The organism is Achromobacter sp. E1, from assembly GCF_037039475.1.
Taxonomy (GTDB): domain Bacteria; phylum Pseudomonadota; class Gammaproteobacteria; order Burkholderiales; family Burkholderiaceae_B; genus Achromobacter; species Achromobacter mucicolens.
In genome coordinates this window covers 2011537-2028609 of the sequence record NZ_CP146253.1, presented here as the reverse complement: position 1 = coordinate 2028609, position 17073 = coordinate 2011537, and the positions used below count along the sequence as shown (strand labels likewise).

The 17073-nt window shown below is 65.5% G+C and carries 15 protein-coding genes; 5 read left to right on the top strand and 10 right to left on the bottom strand.

The genetic code is table 11. The features are described 5' to 3' along the window. Nucleotides 1–60: 60 nt before the first annotated feature. Genes V6V88_RS09185 through V6V88_RS09160 form a run of 6 tightly spaced genes read right to left on the bottom strand, consistent with a single transcriptional unit; the run spans nucleotide 61 to nucleotide 7261 of the window. Entirely contained in the window at nucleotides 61–1062 is a 1002-nt protein-coding gene (locus V6V88_RS09185) for a siderophore ABC transporter substrate-binding protein (RefSeq protein ID WP_223575096.1), read from the bottom strand. Next, on the bottom strand, nucleotides 1059–1835 hold the full coding sequence (locus tag V6V88_RS09180; protein ID WP_223575094.1) for an ATP-binding cassette domain-containing protein: 777 nt from the start codon (nucleotides 1833–1835) through the stop codon (nucleotides 1059–1061). The genes V6V88_RS09185 and V6V88_RS09180 overlap by 4 nt, the downstream gene beginning before the upstream one ends. Further along, complete coding sequence (locus V6V88_RS09175) at nucleotides 1832–2779, bottom strand: iron chelate uptake ABC transporter family permease subunit (RefSeq protein ID WP_223576483.1); 948 nt, start codon at nucleotides 2777–2779, stop codon at nucleotides 1832–1834. The genes V6V88_RS09180 and V6V88_RS09175 overlap by 4 nt, the downstream gene beginning before the upstream one ends. After that, nucleotides 2779–3720, bottom strand: a complete 942-nt coding sequence (locus V6V88_RS09170; RefSeq protein ID WP_223575091.1) for an iron chelate uptake ABC transporter family permease subunit — start codon at nucleotides 3718–3720, stop codon at nucleotides 2779–2781. Before V6V88_RS09170 ends, V6V88_RS09175 begins: the two co-directional genes overlap by 1 nt. Next, nucleotides 3720–5474: an ABC transporter ATP-binding protein gene (locus V6V88_RS09165; protein WP_223575089.1), complete on the bottom strand. Its 1755-nt coding sequence runs from the start codon at nucleotides 5472–5474 to the stop codon at nucleotides 3720–3722. The genes V6V88_RS09170 and V6V88_RS09165 overlap by 1 nt, the downstream gene beginning before the upstream one ends. Beyond that, nucleotides 5468–7261, bottom strand: a complete 1794-nt coding sequence (locus V6V88_RS09160; RefSeq protein WP_223575087.1) for an ABC transporter ATP-binding protein — start codon at nucleotides 7259–7261, stop codon at nucleotides 5468–5470. The genes V6V88_RS09165 and V6V88_RS09160 overlap by 7 nt, the downstream gene beginning before the upstream one ends. A 139-nt stretch (nucleotides 7262–7400) precedes the next feature. Here V6V88_RS09160 and V6V88_RS09155 point away from each other — a divergent pair, with 139 nt between their 5' ends. Beyond that, nucleotides 7401–8009, top strand: a complete 609-nt coding sequence (locus V6V88_RS09155; RefSeq protein WP_223575085.1) for a TetR/AcrR family transcriptional regulator — start codon at nucleotides 7401–7403, stop codon at nucleotides 8007–8009. On the opposite strand, the gene V6V88_RS09150 is transcribed toward V6V88_RS09155, so the two are convergent. After that, nucleotides 8006–9031 carry a LacI family DNA-binding transcriptional regulator gene (locus V6V88_RS09150; RefSeq protein WP_062841891.1) on the bottom strand — a complete coding sequence of 342 codons (1026 nt, stop codon included), beginning with the start codon at nucleotides 9029–9031 and terminating at the stop codon, nucleotides 8006–8008. The two genes, V6V88_RS09155 and V6V88_RS09150, sit on opposite strands and share 4 nt — an antisense overlap. 129 nt (nucleotides 9032–9160) lie before the next feature. On the opposite strand from V6V88_RS09150, the gene V6V88_RS09145 reads away from it, so the two are divergent. The 4 genes from V6V88_RS09145 to V6V88_RS09130 all read left to right on the top strand — a co-directional run bounded on the left by V6V88_RS09145 (nucleotide 9161) and on the right by V6V88_RS09130 (nucleotide 13936). Next, nucleotides 9161–9718 carry a TRAP transporter small permease gene (locus V6V88_RS09145; protein WP_062841892.1) on the top strand — a complete coding sequence of 186 codons (558 nt, stop codon included), beginning with the start codon at nucleotides 9161–9163 and terminating at the stop codon, nucleotides 9716–9718. A gap of 43 nt (nucleotides 9719–9761) precedes the next feature. Beyond that, nucleotides 9762–11042, top strand: a complete 1281-nt coding sequence (locus V6V88_RS09140) for a TRAP transporter large permease subunit (RefSeq protein ID WP_280003762.1) — start codon at nucleotides 9762–9764, stop codon at nucleotides 11040–11042. A 31-nt stretch (nucleotides 11043–11073) separates the two neighbouring features. Continuing rightward, nucleotides 11074–12090 (top strand): TRAP transporter substrate-binding protein, encoded by a 1017-nt coding sequence (locus V6V88_RS09135; RefSeq protein WP_280003761.1) that lies wholly within the window; start codon nucleotides 11074–11076, stop codon nucleotides 12088–12090. A 64-nt stretch (nucleotides 12091–12154) separates the two neighbouring features. Next, on the top strand, nucleotides 12155–13936 hold the full coding sequence (locus V6V88_RS09130) for a dihydroxy-acid dehydratase family protein (RefSeq protein ID WP_280003760.1): 1782 nt from the start codon (nucleotides 12155–12157) through the stop codon (nucleotides 13934–13936). Between the two features lie 30 nt (nucleotides 13937–13966). Here the strand turns inward: V6V88_RS09130 and V6V88_RS09125 are convergent, their stop codons facing one another. The 3 genes from V6V88_RS09125 to V6V88_RS09115 form a co-directional block, all read right to left on the bottom strand. After that, on the bottom strand, nucleotides 13967–14362 hold the full coding sequence (locus V6V88_RS09125; RefSeq protein WP_196589544.1) for a YbaN family protein: 396 nt from the start codon (nucleotides 14360–14362) through the stop codon (nucleotides 13967–13969). Between the two features lie 64 nt (nucleotides 14363–14426). Then, nucleotides 14427–15188 carry a hypothetical protein gene (locus V6V88_RS09120; protein ID WP_223575081.1) on the bottom strand — a complete coding sequence of 254 codons (762 nt, stop codon included), beginning with the start codon at nucleotides 15186–15188 and terminating at the stop codon, nucleotides 14427–14429. A 5-nt stretch (nucleotides 15189–15193) separates the two neighbouring features. Next, nucleotides 15194–17047 carry a hypothetical protein gene (locus V6V88_RS09115; RefSeq protein WP_280003759.1) on the bottom strand — a complete coding sequence of 618 codons (1854 nt, stop codon included), beginning with the start codon at nucleotides 17045–17047 and terminating at the stop codon, nucleotides 15194–15196. Nucleotides 17048–17073: the final 26 nt, after the last annotated feature.

Here is a 17073-nt window from a genome sequence, read left to right as displayed (position 1 = left end):
CAGGCGACTGGGAATCATTTACGTTTGAATTGGCAATGACGCGCGGGGCGTCGCGGGAAATCAGTTCCGGTAAGGCCTCGTGACTTCGTCGATCATGAGATGCAGCGACTTCACGCTGGCAGCGGTGACGTACCACGCTTCGGCGTCGGCAAAGACCACGCGGCCGTCGCGCCATGCGGACGTCTGACGCAGCAGCGGGTTGCCCAGCGTTTCGGCGTTCAGCGCCGGCCGGCGTTCCATCACGGCCGTGCGGTCGACCACGTAGACGATGCCCGGGTTCGCCTGCTGGATGAACTCGCTGGAGATCGGCTGGCCATGCAGGCCGCCATCAGCCAACGGACTGGCCGGCTTCACGCCCAGCGCCTTGAAGATGAAGCCGTAGCGGGATTGCACGCCGAACGAGCTGAAAGCGCCGTTGTTGTGCAGCACGACCAGTGCCGTCTCAGGGCGGTCGCGGATCAGCGCGCGCGCCTCCTCCACCTTGGCGTCCAGATCGGCGGCCTTCTGGCGGGCAAGGTCGTACTTGCGGAAGATGCGCCCCAACGTCAGCAGATGGTCCTTGACGATCTCGATATGATCGGCCTGGCTGTCGCGGTAGTCCACGTCGAAGTGGATGGTGGGCGCGATCTGGCTCAGTTCCTTGTAGTGGTTTGCCTGCAGCGACGTGATCAGGATGAGGTCCGGTCGCGCCGCATGCACCCGCTCCAGGTTCGGCTGGACGATTGCGCCCATGTCCTGCACGTCCGGCGCGTCGCGGTAGCGGGCAAGGAAGTGCGGCACGAAGTCCTTGGGCATGCCCACGAGAGGAACGCCCAGCTCGTCCAGAAAATCGACTTCGTTCATGTCCAGCGCCACCACGCGCTGCGGCAACCGGGCGATCACGGTCTCGCCCAGCTTGTGCTTGACGGTGATGGGCGCATAGGCGTTCTGTGGCGGGGCGGAGGCCGGCGCCGCGGCGCCAGCCGTGGACGCATCAGTGGCCGGGCCGCAGCCGTGCAGCGCGGCCGTTGCGGCGATCGCGGCGGCTAGCAGCAGCGCCCTCGGCCAGTGCGACAGGATCATTTCAGTTCTCCAGGGGGATTGAAGTAGTTGCACAGGCGACCGCGATCGCCCTGCGTGATCTCGAAGTCCAGCCCGTACAGTTCGCGCAGCCGGTCTTCGGTCATGACCTCGTGCACCGCGCCCGCGCATTGCAGCGCCCCGTCCTTCAGCGCGACGACGTGGTCGGAATAGCTGGCCGCGAAGTTGATGTCGTGCACGACCAGGATCACCGTGCGGCCGTGCGCGTCGCACAGGCGGCGCAGGGCGCGCATGATCTGCACGGCGTGGCGGATATCCAGGTTGTTCAGCGGCTCGTCCAGCAGCAGGCAATCTGTCTGCTGCGCGATGGTCATGGCCATGAACGCCATCTGCCGCTGGCCGCCGCTCAGCTCGTCCAGATAGTTGCGGCGCAGCGGCTCCAGCGACAGGAACGCGATGGCCTCGTCGATCGCCTGCCTATCCCGCGCCGTCAAAGCGCCGCGGCTGTAGGGAAAGCGCCCAAATGCCACCAGGTCTTCGACCGTGAGCCGCAGGTTGAAGTCGGGAGACTGGCGCAGGGTGGCGACGCGCCGCGCGTAATCGTGGCGGCGCATGTCTGCCACGCTGCGATTGCCAATGAAAATGCCGCCCCGCGTCGGTTCCAGCAAGCGCGCCATCATCATCAGGAGCGTGGACTTGCCCGCGCCGTTCGGGCCGATGAGCGACGTCAGTCTGCCTTCGGGGAACTGCAGACTCACGTCGCGCAGGACGGTCTTTGCGCCGTGGCTTTTCGTCAGATTTCTGGTCGTGATCATGCGGGGCCCCGCGTACGCGCCATGAGCGCGAGAAACCAGCCGCCGCAGACCAGGTTCACCAGGATGCCGACGGTGGTCTTGTAGTTGAAGACGTGCTCGACAGCGAGCTGGGCCAGGATGAAGATGCCGATAGCCATTGCGCAGCCGGTGGGCAAGGTGACCCGGTGCAGGCGCGAGCGGGCCAGCGCGTAGGCGGTGTTGGCGACAAAGATGCCCATGAACGCCGTGGGTCCCAGCAGGCTGGTGGAGACGGCGACCAGCACGGCGATCAAAGCCAGGTGCAGTTGCACGACGCGCGCGTGGTCCACGCCCAGCGACATGGCCTGTTCACGCCCCAGCGAAAGCACGTCCAGCGTGGGTACCTGCCTGCGCCCAGCCAGGCACACCGCGGCAACGACGGCCGCGGATGCCAGCAGTTGCGCGGGCTCGGCCTTGCCGAACGAGGCCTGGGTGAAGCCGAGCAGGATGGAGAACTCGCCGGGACTCGTCTTCAGTTGCACGAACTGCGTGAAGGTGCCGATGACCATCGTCAGCACCAGCCCCACCAGCAGCAGGAAATACACGTTCTGCCCGCTCTGCCGGAACAACCATCGATGCAGTATCCACGAATACGCCAGCATCACCAGCACCGAAAGCAGGAAATTGCCGTTCGGCCCCAGCAGCACGAGGCTTTGCGTACCCAGCGTCAGGATCATCACGGACTGCAGCAGCAGGTACACCGCCTCGTAGCCCATGATGGCGGGCGTGAGAATGCGGTTGCCGGTCAGCGTCTGGAACACGATCGACGACCAGGCGATGCAGACGCCACCGATGATCATGGCCGCCAGCCGCGCGAGGCGTTTGGGAATGACGTAGTCGAAATCCAGGCCCGACCGGAACACAAGGAACACCACGGCCAGCGCGATGACCGCCAACCACACGACGTGTCGGGAAGCCGCGCGCATCATCGATGCCTCCAGACAATCAGCGCCAGGAACAGCACGCCGCCCACGCCTCCCGCTGTCAGGCCGATGGGCACTTCGAACGGATGGATCAGCACGCGTCCCAGGATGTCGCAGACCAGCAGCAGCGACGCGCCGCCCAGCGCGACGACGGGCAACGTGCGGCTCAGGTTGTCGCCGTAGTGGAGCGCGACCAGATTCGGCACCACCAACCCCACGAACGGAATCGCCCCCACCGTGATGACCGTGGCCGACACCGTGACCGCCGCCAGCGTCAGGCCCAGCGCGACGGTGGCCGGATAGTTCAGCCCCAGGCTCTCGGCCATGTCCTCGCCCATGCCCGCCACAGTGAAGCGGTGCGCGTACAGATACGTCAGCGCGACGATCGGCAGGATGAGATAGATGATCTCGTAGTTGCCCTGCACGACCTTCGAGAAGTCGCCCAGCAGCCAGCCCTGCATGCTTTGCAGGATGTTGTTGCGATAGGCATGGAATTCGGCCAGCGCGCTCAGCACGCCGCCGAACATCAGCCCCATCACCGGCACCAGCACCGTGTTCTTGAACCGGATGCGGCGCACGATCATGACGAAGGCCAGGCTGGCGGCAAAGCAGAACGCCAGCGCAAACGCCATCCGCCCGCCCGGCCCCATCGACGGCGCCACCGTCAGCGCAACCAGGATGCCCAGCTTGGCGGCGTCCAGCCCGCCGCACGTGGCGGGTTCGACGAACTTGTTGCGCACAATGTGCTGCAGGATCACCCCGCACACCGACAGGCCGATGCCCGTCAGCACCAGCGCGGCCAGCCGCGGCAGGCGGCTGGCGGTCAGCGTCAGCCACGCGTCGCCCGACAGCGTGAACAGCTGCGCCCACCCCAACTGCCGCGCCCCGACCAGCAGGGACGCGCCGCACAGCACGACGAACAGCGCCAAACACCCCGCACGCATCAAACGCAGTCTCCCGCGATGCGCCAGCCCTTGGCGGCCTTGCGCTGCGCCAGGAACTGCGCATATCGTCCGTTGCTGGCGCGCAGCGCCGCCGGGGCCCCTGCCTCGACGATCCGACCGTCCTCCAGCACGACGATTGCGTCGGCCATCGCCACCGTCGACAACTGATGCGCAATGACCACCAGCGTCCGCGTGCCGCGCAGGCGCGCCAGCGTCTCGGCGATGACCGCCTGATTGCCCGCGTCCAGCGCCGCGGTGGCCTCGTCCACCAGCAGAATGGGCGCCTGGCTAATCAGCGCGCGAGCAATGGCGATGCGCTGGCGCTCGCCCCCCGACAGCCGTGCGCCGCCCTCGCCCACCGGCGTGTCCATGCCCTGCGGCAGGCGCGCGGCAATCTCGTCCACGCCCGCTTCGCGCGCGGCTCGCAGGACATCGGCATCGCTGCCGCCGGGCCGGCCGGCGCGGATGTTGTCGGCGATGCTGCCCGCAAAGAGGTAGGTGTCCTGGAAGACCTGGCTGATCTGGCCGGCCAGTTGTGCGCTGGCGATCTGCCGCACATCGACCCCGCCGACGCGCACGCTACCCTCGTTCACGTCGAAGAAACGCGCAATCAGCCGCGCCAGCGTCGTCTTGCCGGACCCGGACGCGCCGATCAGCGCCACCATGCTGCCGGGCGCGATGCGAAGGTTGACGCCGCGCAGCACGTCCGACGCGTCGTGCGCGTAGCGAAAGCGCACGTCGCGCAATTCGATGGACGCGTCGCGCGGCGCCTGCGGCGCGGCGGGCTCCGGCAGCGGCGCGACGGCAAACAGCGCATCAATCGCTTCAAGCTGGGCGCGCGCGCCGCGCAGGACTTCGCCATAGCCGGCGGCCTCCAGCAGTCCATCGATGTAGCGGGCCGCCAGCAGCATCGCGACGATGGCGGCCACCACTTGCCCGGACGCGGCGCCGGCGTCCAGCACGCCGTTGAGCCATAGCGTGGTTGCAATCAGCAAGGCGGCAAAGACTGCTTGCACCGCCCAGACGTTGAGCACGGCGGCGGCCGCCGACCGCCAGATCAGACGCGCGCCCGATTTGCGCTGCGCGTCGAGGGATTGCTCGAAGTGCCGCATGCCGCCGCCTTCGGCGCTGAAGGCGCGCAACACCGACTGCGCCTGCGCAAACTCGACCACGCGCTGGCTGGTTTCGGCAAAGCGTTGGTGAAACGCCGCGTCGGCGCGCCCGGCCAGGCGCGCGGAAAGCGCCAGCACGCCCGCCAGCAGCGGCAGCCCGGCCAATGCAATCAGCCCCAGCAGCCAATGCTGCGCAAACAGGGCGGCCACCAGCACCAGGGGCGCCGCCACGCCCGCGATGAGCGGCGTGAAGACGTGGGCGGGCAGTTGGGCCACGCTCATCATGCCCTGCGTGACGACATGGGTCAGACGCGCGGTGTTCTGCGCCGTGAACCAGCCGACGGGCAGGCGCGCCACATGGTCGCCCAGCCGATGGCGGCCGGCTTGCAGGACAGCGACGCCCACGCGCACGCCTGCCCGCTCGACCGGCAGGCGCAGCGCCCCGCAGCACGCCACCCCCGCGAGCAACGCGGCCAGCCACGGGCCGGCCTGCCGCGCCTCGCCGGTCAGCAGATACGTGAGCAGCGGCGCAGCGGCCACTATGGTGAGCCCGCAGGCCAGGCCATAGGCGACGGCCAGCCACCCGTAGCGGCGCAGAAGATGCACTTCGTTGCCCAGCAGGCGCGCAATGGTCTTCAGCATGCCGGCTCCTCTTGCGCCCGGACCATTGCATGACCGCCCTGCGCCCAAAGCCGCGCGTAAGTGCCGCCCTGCCCCAGCAGCGCGTTGTGCCGCCCCTGTTCGGTGATGATCCCGTCTTCCAGGACCAGAATGCGATCCGCATGAACCACCGTGTCCAGCCGGTGCGCGATCACCATCAGAGTGCGTCCCTTGGCAAAGCGCGCCAGCGCTTCCTGCACCGCCGCCTCATTGCCGGCATCGGCCGCGGCCGTGGCTTCGTCCAGCACCAGCACGGGCGGGTCCAGCAGGACGGCGCGCGCGATGCTCACGCGCTGGCGTTCGCCGCCCGACAACTGCGCGTCTTCGCCGATTACCGCGTCGTAGCCGCGCGGCAGCGCCAGGATGCGCTCGTGAATGTTGGCGGCCCGCGCGGCGGCTTCGATCTCGTGCTGGCTGGCGTCCGGCCGGCCCAGCGCGATGTTGTCGCGCACACTGGCTTGGATCAGCCGCACCTCCTGCAGCACGAAGCCGATGCGCCGGTAGAGCTGCGCGCTCTCGATCTGGCGCAGGTCGGCGCCGCCGAGCGTGATGCGCCCTTGCGCCGGGTCGAAGAACCGCACCAGCAGACGGGCGAGCGTGGACTTACCCGCGCCGGATGGGCCGACGATTGCGGTCACCGTGCCGGGCGCCAACGTGAAAGTGATGCCGGACACGGCTTCGTGGCCGTCGCCGTAGCGGTAGCCCACGTTTTCAAACCGGACTTCATGGCCTTCCGGGCGGTGTCCGCATCCGGCCGGCGGGGTCTCCAGAATGGGCGTATTCAAGAGCGCCTGCACCCGCTGCGCCGCGCCCGTGGCGCTGCCCAGATCGTGCAACAGCGTGTGCAGCAGCAGCATCGGCGCGCAGACGCCCGGCGCCACCAGCGCGAACGGAAGCACGTCCACCGCCGCCATCCAGCCCAGCGCCACGAACAGCGCGCCCCCGGCCAGCACCACGCCCAGGACAGTTACTGGCGCGATCAGCGCATGGGCCCGCGCCATCGCCGCGACCAATGGCCGGGTGAAGTCGGCAAAGGCCGCGGCAAAACCGTCCACGGCGTCCCGGTATCCGCGATGCGCCTTGCCGGCGTCACCAAACGCCTTGACCACCGGCATGCCGTTGACGAATTCGACGGTCGCGCCGTTTAGGCGGCCCAGGCGTTCGACGAACACCGGCATGTTCGCGCCGCCGGCCTTCATGGCCCGGCGCAGAAAGAGAAAGAAGCCCGGAAACGGCAGCAGGGCCACGATGGCGAGACGCCAGTCCTGCGCGACCAGGTAGCCCGCCGACGCCACGATGGCGCCGCCGGCGCGCCCCACCGCCGTGAAGAAATGCGCGGTCAGGCTGTGCAGGGTCGCCATATCGTCCTGCAGCGCCTGCTTGACCTCGCCCGACGCCCGGTCCGTGAACCAGCCCAGCGGCACTTGCGCCAACCGTCGCGCGCCGGCCAGGCGCAGGTGATGCGTGATCCGGTTGTCGGCCAGGTGCGCTGTCAGCTCGGCGGCCGAAACCAATGCCATGCCGCTCAGCATGCATGCAACGGCGGCGGCGACGGTCCACCAGATGGCGGGACCCGAAACCGTTGACTCCGGACCTTCCAGAACGAGGCGGGCAATGTGCGCGATGGCCGCCAGCGGCGCCAGCGTGAGCGTCGTACCCAGTGCGGCAAGCGTGGTCGCGGCGACCAGTTGTCCGCGGATGGGGGACAACACCAGGCTGAGCGGGCCGGGCTGTCGAGGAGGGGCCGGCGCGGCTCCGGAAGTGCTCATGAATAAAGTACCAGGACGGAGTTGATAATTATTTGCATCACTATAAACTAAATTCTGAAATAGTTGCATTGAAATAAACTAAATAATTGCGGGACGGGTTAAAGTGCGGGGATCGCCGACGCCAAAACAGGGATCACACATGCAGCCGTCAGAGCGCCGCCCCGCGCGGGGACGCCCTCCCACCATCACTCGCGAGCGGATCGCCGACGCCGGCATCGCGGTGGGTCTGCCCAACATCACGTTCGTCGGCGTGGCCGCAGCGCTGGGCGTCAGCCATATGGCGCTGTACAAGCACGTGCCCAGCCTTGAAGCGCTAAAGCGCTTGGTCGCCGAAGAAATCTTCAAGCGGTGGCAGATTCCGCAGGCCTGTAGCAACGATCGCGGCGACCTCAAGAACTACCTCACCGTATTCGCGACGTCGGTGCGCGAGTTCGTCAAGGCGCACCCGGGCGTGACGCCCTTCGTGATCCGGCGACTGGCGGCCACGCCGTCCATGTTGGAGAAGATAGATGCGCATCAGCGCCACATTGCCGACGCCTATGGCATCTCGAAGGACCAGTCGCGCATCCTGCTGGCGACCGTGGCGTTTCACGGCCTTGCGGTGGCAGACACGGTGTATTCGGTGGCAGGACTGGAGCCGGTCGTCGACGCCGCGCGCGCGGCGGAGGAATCCGAGATGGAAGAGGAACTGGATCAGGGCATGCAGGCGCTCATCATCGGCCTGATGGCGATGCTGGATGGCGCCTAGCTGGTTTCGCGCTGGACCAGTTCGAAACCCAAATCCACATGCCGCTCGGGCACGGGTTCGCCCGCCAGGTGCTGCATGAGCAGTTGCGCGGCTGACAAACCGATCTGGTAGCGGGGCGTGGCAATGGTGGACAGCGGCGGCGTGGTCCAGGCCGTGCCCGGAAAGTCATGAAAGCCGACGATAGCCATCTGTTCCGGCACACGCACGCCATCCCGGCCGCACTGGAACACCGCGCCTTGCGCCAGGTCGTCGTTGCAGAAGAACACAGCGTCGCAGTCGGGATGGCGCGCGCGAAGATCCTGGATCAACGACGCTCCCAGGCTGATCGACGATTTTTCCGGCGTCATGATTTCCAGGGCGGCGTCGTACAGCCCCGCGTCGCGCAACGCCTGCCGGCACCCTTCGCAGCGGCGCAGCGACCGGGGATCCAGCTGCGCGCCGATGATGCCGATGCGGCGGTAGCCGCGCTCGACCAGATGGCGGCCTGCTGCGTAGCCCGAGTCGAACTGCGAGAACCCGACGCTCATGTCCTCGCCGCCTTGCAGCGTTTCGATCGTGTGCACCGTGGGAATCGCATGCGTGCGAAGCAGATCCCAGACGCCCGGATTGTGGTCGATGCCGGTCAGGACCACGCCGTCGGGCGAATGCTGCAGATACTTGCGCAGCAGTGCTTCTTCCTCGTCCGGCGAATAGCCCGTCACGCCGATCAGCATGTGGTAGCCGTGCTGATCCAGCACTTCCTTGATGCCCGTGATGATGTCCACGAACACCACGTTGCTGAGCGACGGAATGAGCACCACGATGGTCTGCGACCGCGCCGACGCCAGCGCGCTGGCGGCGTGGTTGGGCACGTAGCCCAGTTCCTGGCACACCCGCGCGATTTGCTGGCGCAGATCCTGGCCCACCTTATCGGGCGTGCGCAACGCCCGCGATACCGTGATCGCGCTGACGCCCACGCGCCGCGCGACATCCTGCATGGTGACGCGGCCGGCGCGCGAGCTTCGAGGTTTGCGGATGGACATGGACCCTCGCGGTGAATGCAAGCGCGTAGTCTGACCGAAAAAAAGGGGCTTGCCAAAGCAAAAATGTTAGCGCTAACATGATCCGCATCAAACCTCTAAAAAATTCCGGCAAACGGAGAGGAGACAAACATGCAAGCTTCCCCAATGGGGCGGCCGGGGCCATCGCGTCCGGGCCGCTCGCCGCTGGCCCGCGCCGCGGACTGGTGCTTTGCGGCCCAGACCTGGCTAATGGTCGCCTGTCTGGTCATCATGCTGGTGCTGCTGTTCGGCAACGTGGCGCTGCGCTATCTCTTTAACTCCGGCATCAACGTCTCCGACGAGGTCTCGCGCCTGGCGTTCGTCTGGATGATTTTCCTGGGTTCGGTGATCGCGCTGCGCGAGCACCAGCACATCGGCGTGACCATGCTGGTGGAACGCTTTGGCCCGGGCGCGCGCCGGGTGTCGCATATTGCCTGCCAGCTGATGATCCTGTGGGTGCTGTGGCTGATGGCCGAAGGCAGCTGGGTCCAGACGGTCATCGGCCTTGACACCGTATTGCCTGTCACCGGCATGCCCCAGGCCGTGTTCAACGCCGCAGGGCTGTATGCCGCGGTGGCAATGGGCATCCTGACGGTCGTCGACCTGGTCCGCGTGATTGCGGGCGGTCCGCTGCCGGCGGAATCCAGTCCGGAAGACCCGCTGGTCTGACCCGGCCCTCACCCGCCTCCACCCATCCGCCCGGATACCCGCAATGATCCTGACCGTCTTCCTAGTCGTGCTGCTGGGGCTGATTGCCCTGGGCCTGCCGATCGCCTTCGCGCTCATCATCAGCGCGATCGTCATGATGTTCCAGCTGGATTTCTACGACACCCAGCTTCTTGCCCAGAACATGCTGTCCGGCGCCAACAGCTTTACGCTGATGGCGGTGCCGCTCTTCATGCTGGCCGGCGAATTGATGAATGCCGGCGGCATCTCGCGCCGCATCGTTCACCTGGCCAACACGTTTGTGGGCCACATCCAGGGCGGCCTGGGTTACGTGGCCATCTTCGCCAGCGTGCTGCTGGCATCGCTGTCGGGCTCGGCCGTGGCCGACGCCGCGGCGCTGGGGTCGCTGCTGATCCCCATGCTGCGCGAGAAAGGCTATGACGCGGGGCAGGCTTCCGGCCTGATCGCCTCGGGAGGCATCATCGCGCCCATCATTCCGCCATCGATCTCGTTCATCATCTTCGGCGTCGCCACCAATGTGTCGATCACCCAGCTGTTCTTCGCCGGCATCGCGCCGGGCCTCATGATGGGGCTGACGCTGGTGGCGGTGTGGACGTGGGTGGCGCGCAAGCACGGCAGCATCACGCCTTCGCCGCGCGAGCCGTGGTCCAACCGTCTGAAAGCGCTGCGCGGATCGCTTTGGGCGCTGTTCCTTCCGGTCATCATCATCGGCGGGCTGCGCGGCGGCATCTTTACGCCAACCGAAGCCGCAGTCGTCGCCGCCGTGTATGCGCTCCTGGTCAGTCTCTTCGTGTACCGCGAGATCGGCTGGCGCGACCTGGGGCCGCTCTTCATCAACGCCGCCCGCACCACGGCCGTGGTCATGTTCCTGGTGGCGGCGGCAATGGTGTCGTCCTACATGATTACGCTGGCTGACCTGCCGCAGGAGCTCATTGCCCTGCTGGAGCCTGTCATGGACCAGCCCAAGCTGCTGATGTTCGCGCTGCTGATCCTGCTGATCCTGGTCGGCACGGTGATGGACCTGACGCCGACGATCCTGATTCTCGGCCCCGTGCTGATGCCCGTCGTCGTCAAGGCCGGCATCGACCCCGTCTACTTCGGCGTCATGTTCGTCATGGTCGGCAGCGTGGGCCTGTTGACGCCCCCGGTCGGCACGGTACTCAACGTCGTGTGCGGCGTGGCCCGCATCAATATGGAAACCATCTGCAGAGGGGTGTGGCGCTATGTCGTGGCCTACACGCTGCTGCTGGTTCTTTTGGTGATCTTCCCCGAACTGATCACCGTACCCGCACGCTGGATGCACTAGCGGCAATTACAAACCCCCGAGGAGAAACACCATGATCAAGCAATTGAAGACCCGCGTTCTTGTCCTGGCGGCGGTGCTGTCCTGCACCGTCGCCGGGGTGGCCGCGGCGGCGGACGTCAAGCCGCGCCTCATCCGCTTTGGCTACGGGCTGAACGAGGAAAGCGTGCAGGGCCGCGCGGCCCGCCATCTGGCGCAGGAACTGGAGAAGATCAGCGGCGGCAAGCTCAAGATGAGAACCTTTGGCTCGGCCAACCTGGGTTCGGACGAGCAGATGCAGAGCGCACTGGTGGGCGGCGCGCAGGAAATGATGGTGGGGTCGACCGCGCCGCTGGCTGGCATGGTCAAGGAGTTCGGCGTGTTTGACCTGCCCTTCCTCTTCAACAGCGAAAAGGAAGCCGACGCAGTGCTGGACGGTCAGCTCGGCCAGGATCTGCTCAAGAAGCTGGAAGCCAAGGGACTGGTCGGCCTGGTCTACTGGGAAAACGGCTTTCGCAACATGACGAACTCCAAGCGTCCGATCACGCGCGCCGAGGACCTGCAGGGCATCAAGCTGCGCGTCATGCAGAACCAGATTGCGCTGGGCGTCTTCAATACGCTGGGCGCCAATGCCGTGCCGATGCCGTTCTCGGAATTGTTCACCGCGCTGGAAACCCGCACCGTGGACGGCCAGGAGAACCCCATCACCACGATCCAGAGCAGCAAGTTCTACGAGGTGCAGCCCTTCCTGACCATCACGCGCCACGTCTACACGCCGTGGGTGGTGATGGCCTCCAAGAAGTGGTGGGACACGCTCTCGCCCGACGAACAGAAGCTGATCCGCCAGGCAGCCGCGTCATCGCGCGACTTCGAGCGGCAGGATAGCCGCGCCGATTCCACCAAGGCGATGGGCACGCTTGAGAAGAACGGCATGAAGATCAACACCGTCTCGCCGGAGGAAGTGGCCCGCATGCGCCAGAAGGTGCAGCCCGTGGTCGACAAGTACACCCAGGAACTCGGGCCGGAACTGATCAAGCAGTTGAACGACGAAATCCAGAAGGCGCGGAACTAACCGTGCCGGCCCGGATCCCGTGGGGGTCCGGGCCTGAATGCAACCGAAGCAAAGCGAGACAGCCATGTCCCAGACACCCCGCCGACTGCGCAGCCAGAAATGGTTCGACGATCCCTCGCACGCCGACATGACGGCGATCTACGTCGAGCGCTATCTCAACTATGGCCTGACGCGCCAGGAACTGCAGTCCGGGCGGCCGATCATCGGCATCGCGCAGACAGGCAGCGACCTGGCGCCCTGCAATCGCCACCACCTGGCGCTGGCCGAACGCATCAAGGCGGGCATCCGCGACGCCGGCGGCATTCCCATGGAATTCCCGGTGCACCCGCTGGCCGAACAGGGACGGCGGCCTACGGCGGCGTTGGACCGAAACCTGGCGTATCTGGGCCTGGTGGAGATCCTGCACGGCTATCCGCTGGATGGCGTGGTGCTGACCACGGGATGCGACAAGACCACGCCCGCGTGCCTGATGGCGGCGGCGACGGTGGACATTCCCGCCATCGTGCTGTCCGGCGGTCCCATGTTGGACGGCTGGCATGAAGGCCAGCGCGTGGGCTCGGGCACGGTCATCTGGCACGCACGCAACCTGATGGCGGCCGGCAAGCTGGATTACGAAGGCTTCATGACGCTTGCCACGGCGTCGTCGCCGTCCATCGGCCACTGCAACACCATGGGCACCGCGCTGTCGATGAACTCGCTGGCCGAAGCGCTGGGCATGTCGCTGCCCACCTGCGCCAGCATTCCGGCGCCCTATCGCGAGCGCGGGCAGATGGCCTATGCCACCGGCATGCGCATCTGCGACATGGTGCGCGAAGACCTGCGGCCTTCTCAAATCCTGACCCGCGAGGCGTTCGAGAACGCCATCGTCGTGGCCTCGGCGCTGGGCGCGTCCAGCAACTGCCCGCCGCACCTGATTGCCATCGCGCGCCACATGGGCGTCGACCTCAGCCTGGACGACTGGCAACGGCTGGGCGAAGACGTGCCGCTGCTGGTCAACTGCGTGCCGGCGGGCGAGCATCTGGGCGAAGGCTTTCACCGCGCGGGAGGCGTACCCGCCGTGCTGCATGAGTTGCTGGCGGCCGGCCGCCTGCATCCGGACTGCCGAACCGTATCCGGCAAGACCATCGGCGATATTGCGACGGCGTCCAAGACCCACAACACCGACGTCATCCGGACCTGCGACGCGCCGCTCAAGCACCGCGCCGGCTTCATCGTGCTGTCGGGCAATTTCTTTGACAGCGCCATCATCAAGATGTCGGTCGTGGGCGAAGCCTTTCGCCGGGCGTACCTGTCCGAACCGGGGTCGGAAAACGCCTTCGACGCACGCGCCATCGTGTTCGAGGGCCCGGAGGACTATCACGCCCGCATCGAAGACCCGGCCCTCAACATCGACGAACACTGCATTCTGGTGATCCGGGGCGCCGGCACCGTGGGCTACCCCGGCAGCGCGGAAGTCGTGAACATGGCCCCGCCGTCGCACCTTATCAAGCGCGGCATCGAGTCCCTGCCCTGTCTGGGCGACGGCCGCCAGAGCGGCACCTCGGCCAGCCCGTCCATCCTGAACATGTCGCCCGAAGCCGCGGTGGGCGGCGGACTGGCGCTGCTGCGCACGGGCGACCGGATCCGCGTGGACCTGAACCAGCGGTCGGTCATGTTGCAGGTGGACGAAGCGGAACTGGAACGGCGCCGCCAGGAGCCGCCGTACGAAGCGCCGCCATCGCAGACGCCGTGGCAGGAACTGTACCGGCAGACCGTGGGGCAGCTTTCCACGGGCGGATGCCTGGAGGCGGCGACGCTGTATTTGAAAGTGGTGGAGACGCGAGGGGATCCGCGGCATTCGCACTGAGGCCGGGAGGGGTGCGGCTTGGCGCGCGGCTTATTCGCGCGGCGGCTTGCTGGCCGGGCCGCCCGCGCGGGGGCTGGGCCGGCTGAGGACATAGGCCGCGCTGGCCAGAAAGAAGATGCCTACGCCGATGGCCAGGGGCAGCGAGGGATGGGCGCTCCAGTAAAAGATCCCGTAACCAGCCGCCATGCCCAGGCTGGCATACGTCTTGCCTTTGCGCGACACCGCGCCCTCGTCGCGCCACGCGCGCAGCGACGGACCATACGTCGGGCTATCCAGCAGCCATTTTTCAAGCCGGGGCGACGAGCGGGAGAAGCAGGCCACCGCCAGGATCAGGAAGATCGTCGTCGGCATCACCGGCAAGAAGGCGCCGATGACGCCCAGCGCCAGCATCAAGCAGCCCAGGCATAACCAAAGTGCTCTCATCATGATGGTGAGCAGGATATCGCAAATGGGCAGCCGGCAGTCCGCCAGGCATCGTGCGCCGCTTGATTCACGACGCGGCGGGCTCCGGCATCCTTGCGCGCAGCATCCTGACGAATTTCGCATCCGGACTGCCGCCCGCGGCGCGTGACTTGTGGACCATGGCCCAGGCCTCCGCGTACTGGCCACGCCAGTAATAGGCCGTGGCCCACGAGGCATACAGATAGCCCTTGTCGGGCTCCACGGCCTCGCCCTTTCGGTACCACTCGTCGGACCGCGTCGTCGCCGCGATACGCGCTTCGGGGGGCAGCGTCTTGTCCTCGGCGGCGCAACGCGCCGCGATCCGGCCGGCATCCGCATGAATGCCGCGAAACGCCGGCGGATTCATGCTGATCGCGCGGTCCATCATGCTCATCGCCTGGCAGGTCTTGCGCTGGCTTTCCAGCACGACCGCGAAACCCGCGTATACCTCGGGGTCGTCGGGATTGAGCAGCCACGCCTGATTGAATTGCCGCATGGCCTGGCCCGGCCGGTCTTCGCGAAAAAGCCGGTAGCCCTGCTCGACCCGCGCCTGCGCTGCCGCGCCAGGCGATCCAAACACCCTCACGGCCTCGGCGGCCTGTTGTTCATCGCCCGCGCGCAAGGCAGCGGCCGCGCGGCGATCCACCCCGGCATACATCGGCGCCTCGTCGCTTTGCACCGGAGCGGGCGCAGGAAGCTTGATCACGCAGCCGGACAACCACAGCAATTGGGCCAGCAGCGAAGCCAGCGCCACTCGGTTGACCGTGCACAAGCTCGAAGTGCCGCCCGGGCCCGCCTCCAGATCCGACATTTCGGCTATGGGACCTGGGTCAAGACAAGCTGCCCATCCTTGCGAGCAACGCTGAATACGCCCGTCGTCAGTCCTCGGGCATCCGGTGCAAAGAGATCGGCATTGGATGCCCAAAATTGCTCGTCAGCGTTGTACAGGACGACAAACGAATAGCCATCGAGAAGCTTTCGCAGATCTTCCTTGCAAGTCCAGACGTCGTCCTTATTGTATTTTTCGCCCACAGACCAGCACCACCATTGGGTCTCAAGCGGACTCACGCTGTAGCTGAACATGAACTTCTCGAAGCCCGTGGAATTCTGGTCAATAAAATAGACCTTATCCCCCTTCGCAGCATGCTTCTTGACGAGCTCGGCCAATGCATCGATTCGCTCACGCTGCTGCAGAACCTTCTCGATCTGGGGTGATGCGACCGGCGGAGCGAACAAACCGAGGGGCAAACACAGCAACCCCGCCAGTATGGGGATGGCGAGAACGGGGCGCAGCCATTTGATCTTGAATGTGTCTACCGCCCCCGAATAGGCGCCAAACACGACCAGGGCCCAAGCCAGGAAATAGGTTCCCGCATATCTTTCGAAAGAAGCCAGCCGTATTCCTTCGTACTCCGAAAAGAACAGCAGATACGAGAGCAGAAGAAAAAGCAGGTAGGCGATCGCACCGGCGGAAAGCAGCGAGAACGCTGCGATCCGAGGCAATATCTCGTAGCGCCGGCTGATCAGGATGCAAATCGCACTGAGCACCATCAGCCAAAGCATCACGCTCAACGGAGACATGAGCAGCACGATCTTCCAGCCGCCGGGATAAAGCCCGAAGTTCTCAGCTTGGAAACGCTGAATGAATTCGAGCGCCGTCTTTCCGATCCGACCCAGCAGAGGCTCCTGGAACAGCGAACTCAGCTTGGGCATGGACACGGTAAGACCCGCGCCTATCGATTTCGAGTACCACTGCCACGAGGCAAAGGTCAGAAGTGTTGCGATACAGCCCGGAATTACTTGGATGATCGCGCGCTTGAATCTGGCAGCAACACCGATATCGGCCGTTTGCAAAACAGACGAGAAAAAATGGATCGCGATGACAAGCATCGCCAATATCAGGCCGATCTGCTTCATCAGGACCAGCACCGCGAGGCTGACCGCTACCAGGAGCGACCCTCTGAGGCCCTTGGCCGTCGCCGCCAGCGCAACGCTGGCCGCAAACACAAGGGCCAGCAACGGATCCACGAATATGTGCTTATAGTCGAACCCAAAGAAATAGGGTATTGCGCAGGCCGAAAAGAACGTCAGCACCTCGAGAACCGAAGCACGCCCGTGAAAAGCGCCTATCGCACATGCAAGCGCCGCAAGCATGAAGATAATTTGAGCCGACAGCAACCCGCTTTCAGACCACGGACCTAAAAACAGAAAGTAATACTGAAATAGCTGCTGAGCGGGCGGATACGCCTTGAAAATATCGACGATCGGCGAATCTTTCAGATACAAGGAATGGGTGGCGTGAATGACTTTCGCCCCGAGCCCCCAGAAGGAAAACTCATCCCAACCCGTGAGCTTGAAATCGAACGGCACGAGGGAGACGAAAAATACGAACGGTACAAGGTAAAGCAACTGGCTGAGCTTGCCGGCACTCCACTTCAGCGGCAGAAACTCCGCACGCCGCCGGAAAAGCCAGATCAGCGTGTACGCCAGCAGCCCCATTCCCGCCAAAACGGAAATGATTGCACCCGGGCGCAGCAGTCCGGCCAGGCCGGCGGAATACAGCCATAGCACCGTCAACGCCACATGCAAGTACATGGCGATGGACAGCTTGATTCGCAGGCGTCCTGCAAAAAAGGTCAGGAAACCCAACGAAGAAAGCAAGATCAACATATCGTCTTATTCGGGTCGCGTTCGTG

What these genes read in the sequence shown, in the direction of transcription:
- V6V88_RS09130 (WP_280003760.1), top strand. Translation starts at nt 12,155, where the DNA reads ATGTCCCAGACACCCCGCCGACTGCGCAGCCAGAAATGGTTCGACGAT.
- V6V88_RS09165 (WP_223575089.1), bottom strand. Translation starts at nt 5,474, where the DNA reads ATGCTGAAGACCATTGCGCGCCTGCTGGGCAACGAAGTGCATCTTCTG.
- V6V88_RS09155 (WP_223575085.1), top strand. Translation starts at nt 7,401, where the DNA reads ATGCAGCCGTCAGAGCGCCGCCCCGCGCGGGGACGCCCTCCCACCATC.
- V6V88_RS09175 (WP_223576483.1), bottom strand. Translation starts at nt 2,779, where the DNA reads ATGCGCGCGGCTTCCCGACACGTCGTGTGGTTGGCGGTCATCGCGCTG.
- V6V88_RS09120 (WP_223575081.1), bottom strand. Translation starts at nt 15,188, where the DNA reads ATGTCGGATCTGGAGGCGGGCCCGGGCGGCACTTCGAGCTTGTGCACG.
- V6V88_RS09125 (WP_196589544.1), bottom strand. Translation starts at nt 14,362, where the DNA reads ATGATGAGAGCACTTTGGTTATGCCTGGGCTGCTTGATGCTGGCGCTG.
- V6V88_RS09145 (WP_062841892.1), top strand. Translation starts at nt 9,161, where the DNA reads ATGCAAGCTTCCCCAATGGGGCGGCCGGGGCCATCGCGTCCGGGCCGC.
- V6V88_RS09170 (WP_223575091.1), bottom strand. Translation starts at nt 3,720, where the DNA reads ATGCGTGCGGGGTGTTTGGCGCTGTTCGTCGTGCTGTGCGGCGCGTCC.
- V6V88_RS09185 (WP_223575096.1), bottom strand. Translation starts at nt 1,062, where the DNA reads ATGATCCTGTCGCACTGGCCGAGGGCGCTGCTGCTAGCCGCCGCGATC.
- V6V88_RS09160 (WP_223575087.1), bottom strand. Translation starts at nt 7,261, where the DNA reads ATGAGCACTTCCGGAGCCGCGCCGGCCCCTCCTCGACAGCCCGGCCCG.
- V6V88_RS09140 (WP_280003762.1), top strand. Translation starts at nt 9,762, where the DNA reads ATGATCCTGACCGTCTTCCTAGTCGTGCTGCTGGGGCTGATTGCCCTG.
- V6V88_RS09150 (WP_062841891.1), bottom strand. Translation starts at nt 9,031, where the DNA reads ATGTCCATCCGCAAACCTCGAAGCTCGCGCGCCGGCCGCGTCACCATG.
- V6V88_RS09135 (WP_280003761.1), top strand. Translation starts at nt 11,074, where the DNA reads ATGATCAAGCAATTGAAGACCCGCGTTCTTGTCCTGGCGGCGGTGCTG.
- V6V88_RS09180 (WP_223575094.1), bottom strand. Translation starts at nt 1,835, where the DNA reads ATGATCACGACCAGAAATCTGACGAAAAGCCACGGCGCAAAGACCGTC.
- V6V88_RS09115 (WP_280003759.1), bottom strand. Translation starts at nt 17,047, where the DNA reads ATGTTGATCTTGCTTTCTTCGTTGGGTTTCCTGACCTTTTTTGCAGGA.